Origin of the sequence: Citrobacter sp. wls718 (genome assembly GCF_005280945.1) — a bacterium.
GTDB lineage: Bacteria > Pseudomonadota > Gammaproteobacteria > Enterobacterales > Enterobacteriaceae > Citrobacter > Citrobacter gillenii.
The window spans coordinates 78,573-84,968 of record NZ_SZWV01000103.1 but is presented as its reverse complement, the minus strand read 5'-3'; the positions used below and the strand labels follow the sequence as shown (position 1 = coordinate 84,968).

Annotated in this window: 8 protein-coding genes and 1 tRNA gene; 8 read left to right on the top strand and 1 reads right to left on the bottom strand. The window is 51.7% G+C overall.

All coding sequences use genetic code 11. The features are described 5' to 3' along the window. From FDW95_RS24055 to phoH, 4 genes are all read left to right on the top strand, one after another. A partial coding sequence (locus FDW95_RS24055; protein ID WP_283202161.1) for an imelysin family protein occupies positions 1–335 on the top strand: 335 nt, incomplete at its 5' end. Positions 336–340: 5 nt separating this feature from the next. Beyond that, the gene (gene efeB / locus FDW95_RS20425) at positions 341–1,624 is read left to right on the top strand and encodes an iron uptake transporter deferrochelatase/peroxidase subunit (protein WP_115258892.1); all 1,284 of its coding nucleotides are present in this window, start codon (positions 341–343) and stop codon (positions 1,622–1,624) included. Between the two features lie 259 nt (positions 1,625–1,883). Beyond that, positions 1,884–2,177, top strand: coding sequence for a hypothetical protein (locus FDW95_RS23250; RefSeq protein ID WP_170973033.1), 294 nt, complete (start codon positions 1,884–1,886; stop codon positions 2,175–2,177). Next, positions 2,156–2,944: a phosphate starvation-inducible protein PhoH gene (phoH, locus tag FDW95_RS20420; protein ID WP_168246965.1), complete on the top strand. Its 789-nt coding sequence runs from the start codon at positions 2,156–2,158 to the stop codon at positions 2,942–2,944. Before FDW95_RS23250 ends, phoH begins: the two co-directional genes overlap by 22 nt. A 238-nt stretch (positions 2,945–3,182) precedes the next feature. On the opposite strand, the gene FDW95_RS20415 is transcribed toward phoH, so the two are convergent. Further along, positions 3,183–3,270, bottom strand: a tRNA-Ser gene (locus FDW95_RS20415). 232 nt (positions 3,271–3,502) lie between these two features. Between FDW95_RS20415 and ghrA the strand changes: the two genes are divergently transcribed. The 4 genes from ghrA to FDW95_RS20395 form a co-directional block, all read left to right on the top strand. Next, complete coding sequence (gene ghrA / locus FDW95_RS20410) at positions 3,503–4,441, top strand: glyoxylate/hydroxypyruvate reductase GhrA (protein WP_115258891.1); 939 nt, start codon at positions 3,503–3,505, stop codon at positions 4,439–4,441. A gap of 119 nt (positions 4,442–4,560) precedes the next feature. Next, complete coding sequence (locus tag FDW95_RS20405) at positions 4,561–5,298, top strand: phosphatase (RefSeq protein ID WP_115258890.1); 738 nt, start codon at positions 4,561–4,563, stop codon at positions 5,296–5,298. Positions 5,299–5,322: 24 nt separating this feature from the next. Beyond that, entirely contained in the window at positions 5,323–5,877 is a 555-nt protein-coding gene (locus tag FDW95_RS20400) for a molecular chaperone (protein WP_115258889.1), read from the top strand. A gap of 101 nt (positions 5,878–5,978) precedes the next feature. Next, a partial coding sequence (locus FDW95_RS20395) for a DUF1097 domain-containing protein (RefSeq protein ID WP_137363599.1) occupies positions 5,979–6,396 on the top strand: 418 nt, incomplete at its 3' end.

Genomic DNA, 6,396 nt, shown 5'->3' with positions numbered 1-6,396 from the left:
CGGGTCTGATTGAAGAAGTGGCCGCCAGTAAAATTAGCGGCGAAGAAGATCGCTACAGCCACACCGACCTGTGGGATTTCCAGGCCAACGTCGATGGCGCGCAGAAAATTGTCGATCTCCTGCGTCCTCAACTGCAAAAATCCAATGCTGAACTGCTGGCAAAAGTGGATGCGAACTTCAAAAAAGTCGATAGCATCCTGAGCAAGTATCGCACCAAAGACGGGTTTGAAACTTACGACAAACTGACCGATGCTGACCGCAACGCGCTGAAAGGGCCGATTACGACGCTGGCAGAAGATTTGTCGCAATTACGCGGCGTACTGGGTCTGGATTAAGCATCATGCAACAAGATAATGAAAACGGCGTGAGTGAACCTTCACGCCGACGTCTGTTAAAGGGCATGGGAGCATTGGGCGGCGCGCTGGCACTGGCGGGCGGCTGTCCGGTTGCGCATGCGCAAAAACCGCACAGTGCGCCGGGCACTCTGTCACCCAATGCGCGCGATGATGTACAGCCCTTTTATGGACCGCATCAGGCGGGGATCCTGACGCCGCAGCAGGCCTCGATGATGCTGGTGGCATTTGATGTCCTCGCCAGCGACAAAGCAGATCTTGAACGTCTGTTCCGTTTACTGACCCATCGCTTTGCGTTCCTGACCACCGGCGGCCCGGCACCAGAAACGCCGAATCCGCGCTTGCCGCCAATGGACTCCGGCATTCTGGGGGCTTACATTGCCCCGGACAACCTGACGATGACGCTGTCGGTCGGCCATTCACTGTTTGATGAGCGCTATGGCCTGAAAACACAAATGCCGAAAACGCTGCAAAAAATGACGCGCTTCCCGAATGATTCGCTGGATGCGGCGCTGTGCCACGGGGATCTGCTGTTACAAATTTGCGCCAACACGCAGGACACCGTTATTCACGCGTTGCGCGATATCATCAAGCACACGCCGGATTTGCTCAGCGTGCGCTGGAAGCGAGAGGGATTTATCTCCGATCATGCTGCACGCAGTAAAGGCAAAGAAACCCCGGTAAATTTACTCGGTTTTAAAGACGGGACCGCGAACCCGGATGGTACTGATGAAAAGCTGATGCAAAACGTGGTGTGGGTCACGGCCGATCAAGGCGAGCCTGCATGGGCGGTAGGGGGCAGCTATCAGGCGGTGAGACTTATTCAGTTTCGCGTGGAGTTCTGGGATCGCACGCCGCTTAAAGAGCAGCAAACCATTTTTGGTCGCGATAAACAGACCGGCGCTCCGCTGGGAATGCAGCATGAGCATGATGTACCGGACTATGCCAATGATCCTGAAGGTGAGGTGATTGCGCTCGACAGCCATATCCGGCTGGCGAACCCGCGGACCAAAGAGACCGAATCCAGCCTGATGATGCGTCGTGGCTACAGCTATTCGCTCGGTGTGACGCAATCTGGACAGCTGGATATGGGGCTGCTGTTCGTATGCTATCAACACGATCTGCAGAAAGGTTTTTTGGCCGTACAGAAACGCCTGAATGGTGAAGCGTTGGAGGAGTACGTTAAGCCGATTGGCGGCGGTTACTTCTTTGCTTTACCGGGCGTAAAAACACCGGACCACTACCTCGGACAATCTCTGCTACAAGCCTGATTCCCGTGCCCCGCGCCTGTGCGGGGCAATTCCTCACATGTTGACCTGATACAGCGATGAACGAAAAAATTAATTTTTGTGATACGTGCTGCTGTGAAATAATTCTGTCATCTCTCTGTAAGAGACTGTTGCCAACGATAAGATGGAATTTAGTTAACAATAAGTAAAAATATTGTTGCATTAAGAATAAATTCTGTTGTACTTATATGTAACAGCGGTAGTTCCCGGCAGTGATAGTCATTCACTATGGAGATCGCGAATGGTAACGTCCTGTATTGGACAGGTTTCTTACATTATCACCACCTTACGCGGACGTTTCTCTTCCGGTAGCCATCTCGTCACCGCTAAATTCCTCTCTCTTCCACATCTTATCCTTGTTACTGACGCCTTATATGGTGCGCGTAGCCGTGTGTGGTGTCTTATTCGTAGGCAAGCAATGGCTTACAAGGAAGCCAACCCTCAGATGTTCGTGCGCATAATCGTGCCGAAGATGGCGCGTGTGATGTATACCTACAACTCAAGGTGCTATCCATGGGAAGACAAAAAGCAGTGATCAAAGCTCGTCGTGAAGCAAAACGTGTGCTGAGACGGGATTCGCGTAGCCATAAACAACGTGAAGATGAATCGGTCACCTCGCTTGTGCAGATGGGCGGCGTAGAAGCGATTGGTATGGCGCGTGACAGTCGCGATGCCACACCTATCACGGCGCGAAATGAGGCTCAGGCGCACTACCTGAATGCTATTGAGAGTAAACAGCTGATCTTCGCCACCGGTGAAGCCGGGTGTGGTAAAACCTGGATCAGCGCGGCAAAAGCAGCAGAGGCTCTGATCCACAAAGATGTGGACCGGATCATTGTCACCCGTCCAGTTCTGCAAGCTGATGAAGATCTCGGCTTCTTACCTGGAGATGTTTCCGAGAAGTTTGCTCCCTATTTTCGCCCGGTGTATGACGTACTGGTAAAACGTCTGGGTGCCTCCTTTATGCAATATTGCCTGCGACCTGAGATTGGGAAGGTAGAAATCGCGCCGTTCGCGTATATGCGCGGACGGACATTTGAAAATGCCGTTGTCATTCTCGACGAGGCTCAGAATGTCACTGCTGCACAGATGAAGATGTTTTTGACGCGCCTCGGGGAGAATGTGACGGTAATTGTGAACGGGGATATTACCCAGTGCGATTTACCGGCGCATGTTCGATCCGGACTAAACGATGCGCTGGCCCGCTTCGAAGAAGATGACATGATTGGAATCGTTCGTTTCAATAAAGATGATTGCGTTCGCTCGGCGCTTTGTCAGCGGACGCTTAACGCTTACAGCTGATAGGTTCTGCGTCTTCAAGGCCCGGGGAACCGGGCTTTGTTTTTTTATAAGCAGGGATAATCGTTTATATGCATATAAAAAACACAGACACGCTTCTTTGCAGGATGCCTGATGGCGCTTCGCTTATCCGGCCTACGGGGATTTCGTTGTCGGCCGGATAAGATGCTCGTATCGCATCCGCTATATTGCAACAGACGAAAAAAAAGCCCGTACTTGCGTACGAGCTCTTCTTCAAATATGGCGGTGAGAGAGGGGTTCGAACCCTCGATACGTTGCCGTATACACACTTTCCAGGCGTGCTCCTTCAGCCACTCGGACACCTCACCGTATTGTTGTTCCTGCGTTAGCGGAACGGGCGCTAATGTAGGGGAAACACCGCCCCGACGTCAATCTACTTTTTAAAAAAAACGTGCATTTACACAAACTTCAAGCAACATGGGGCGTAAATAAGCAAGAATAGCTTTTTTTGCCAGCATCCTAAAATTTGCTATTCTGATATTCCTTGGAAAATGATGATAAGTGCGAGAAAGTTCCGCATAACACTGCTCAGGAGTTAATATGGAAATACTTTTCTATCACCCGACATTCGATACGGCCTGGTGGCTGAAGGCACTGGCTAAGGCAATTCCAGGCGCAAATGTCCGTGAATGGAAGCGGGGTGATAATGCGCATGCTGACTATGCCCTCGTCTGGCATCCACCGGTTGATATGCTGGCAGGTCGCAAGTTAAAAGCTGTTTTCGCGTTGGGCGCCGGCGTGGACTCTATCCTTAGCAAGCTAAAAGCCCACCCTGAAATGCTGGATGCGTCAATCCCGCTTTTCCGTCTGGAAGATACCGGTATGGGTCTGCAAATGCAGGAATATGCGGTGAGTCAGGTGCTGCACTGGTTTCGACGTTTTGATGACTATCAGGCGCTAAAAAGTCAGGCGAAATGGCAACCGCTGCAAGAGTATACCCGCGAAGAGTTTACTGTCGGGATTATGGGGGCAGGGGTATTAGGGGCTAAAGTGGCTGAGAGCCTGCAAGCATGGGGCTTCCCGCTGCGTTGCTGGAGTCGGACGCGTAAGTCCTGGCCCGGTGTGGAAAGCTTTGCCGGTACCGCAGAGCTGGCGGCGTTCCTGAGCCAAACGCGGGTGCTGATTAATCTTCTGCCAAATACGGCGGAAACGGTAGGTATTATTAACACCGGGCTGCTGAATCAATTGAAGGATGGGGCGTACGTGCTTAACCTGGCACGCGGGGTTCATCTGAAGGAAGACGATCTGCTGGCTGCGCTGAATACCGGAAAGTTGAAGGGCGCGATGCTGGACGTCTACAGCAGCGAGCCGCTACCGGAAAATAACCCTCTATGGAAACATCCGCGCGTGGCGATGACGCCGCATATTGCCGCCGTGACGCGTCCTGCAGAGGCCGTAGACTATATCTCACGCACCATTTTAAACCTTGAGAGCGGGAAAGCCGTAACGGGTCAAGTCGATCGCGTTAGGGGATATTGATAACAACCCGGCCAGCCGCCGGGTTTCGTCTAAACACCGTCCTACAGCTCTAATTATTTAGGGTATTAATGGTGGAGATACCTGCTATCCTTGACGAAAAATGACTACAGGAGAGAATTATGTATCCCGTTGACCTGCATATGCATACCGTCGCCAGCACCCACGCCTACAGTACCCTGAGTGATTACATCGCCGAAGCCAAACGCAAAGGTATCAAGCTGTTTGCGATCACCGATCACGGGCCGGATATGGCAGATGCACCGCATCACTGGCATTTTATTAATATGCGCATTTGGCCAAGGTTGGTGGACGGGGTGGGAATTCTCCGCGGTATTGAAGCGAATATTAAAAATATTGACGGCGAGATCGACTGCTCCGGTCCGATGTTTACTTCCCTGGATTTAATCATTGCAGGCTTCCATGAGCCGGTTTTCGCACCTGTTGATAAAGACACGCATACCCAGGCGATGATTGCCACAATGGCGAGTGGTAATGTGCACATTATCAGTCATCCAGGAAATCCAAAGTATGAGTTAGACTTTACCGCCGTCGCACAGGCGGCAGCGAAATACCAGGTAGCACTGGAAATCAATAACTCCTCATTCCTGCATTCACGTAAGGGCAGTGAAGACAACTGTCGCGCAGTCGCCGCAGCGGTACGCGATGCCGGTGGATGGGTGGCGTTAGGATCGGATTCCCATACCGCCTTCACGCTGGGGGAATTTGGTGAATGCCGTAAAATCCTGGATGATGTGAACTTCCCGGAGGACAGAATTTTAAACGTATCGCCAAAACGCCTGCTGGCGTTTCTGGAATCGCGCGGCATGGAGCCTATCGCGGAATTTGCTGAACTTTAATTGTGAACTAACTGGAATACAACAATGAACGAGTTTTCTATCCTGTGTCGCGTCCTGGGATCGCTGTTTTACCGCCAACCGCAGGACCCGTTACTGGTTCCTCTTTTTACCGTGATCGGTGAGGGTAAACTGTCAGCAAGTTGGCCACTGGAGCAAGATGAACTGCTGGCTCGCTTACAGAAAAGCTGTGATATGCCGCAGGTGGCTGCAGATTATAACGCGCTGTTTGTCGGTGAAGAGTGTGCGGTGCCACCTTATCGCAGCGCTTGGGTCGAAGGTGCTAAGGAATCCGAAGTTCGCGCATTCCTTTCTGCGCGCGGTATGCCGCTGGCGGATACTCCTGCTGATCATATCGGCACATTGCTGCTGGCTGCGTCATGGCTTGAAGATCAGTCTGCTGAAGATGAAAGTGAAGCGCTGGAAACGTTATTCGTTGACTATCTGCTCCCGTGGTGTGGCGCGTTCCTTGGCAAAGTGGAAGCGCATGCCAGTTCCCCATTCTGGCGTACCATGGCGCCGCTGACGCGCGATGCGATTGGCGCGATGTGGGACGAGTTGCAGGAAGATACAGAAGAGTAAATGTGATTTAAGTCACTTTATTCTGCAACGCAATTTATCAGCTTGCATAAATTGTGTGCACGATCTCATTATCATGCCGTTTTTCTGCTAAGATGCGCGGCATGAACATACTTCTTTCTATTGCAATCACAACGGGCATTCTCTCCGGTATCTGGGGATGGGTGGCCGTTTCTCTTGGTTTACTCAGTTGGGCAGGTTTTTTGGGTTGTACAGCCTATTTTGCCTGTCCGCAGAGTGGGCTGAAAGGGCTGTGGATCTCAGCGTGTACGCTGTTAAGCGGTGTGGTGTGGGCGTTGGTGATTATTAACGGTAGTGCGCTTGCCCCGCATATGGACATCATCGGCTATGTCATCACGGGGATTGTTGCCTTCTTGATGTGCATTCAGGCTAAGCAATGGTTGCTTTCATTTGTGCCGGGTACGTTTATTGGTGCATGTGCAACATTTGCAGGGCAGGGGGACTGGCGTCTGGTTCTGCCTTCGTTAGCAGTGGGACTGGTGTTTGGCTATGCAATGAAGA

Coding starts and splice junctions, on each gene's coding strand:
- efeB (WP_115258892.1), top strand. CDS start 341: ATGCAACAAGATAATGAAAACGGCGTGAGTGAACCTTCACGCCGACGT.
- FDW95_RS23250 (WP_170973033.1), top strand. CDS start 1,884: ATGGTAACGTCCTGTATTGGACAGGTTTCTTACATTATCACCACCTTA.
- phoH (WP_168246965.1), top strand. CDS start 2,156: ATGGGAAGACAAAAAGCAGTGATCAAAGCTCGTCGTGAAGCAAAACGT.
- ghrA (WP_115258891.1), top strand. CDS start 3,503: ATGGAAATACTTTTCTATCACCCGACATTCGATACGGCCTGGTGGCTG.
- FDW95_RS20405 (WP_115258890.1), top strand. CDS start 4,561: ATGTATCCCGTTGACCTGCATATGCATACCGTCGCCAGCACCCACGCC.
- FDW95_RS20400 (WP_115258889.1), top strand. CDS start 5,323: ATGAACGAGTTTTCTATCCTGTGTCGCGTCCTGGGATCGCTGTTTTAC.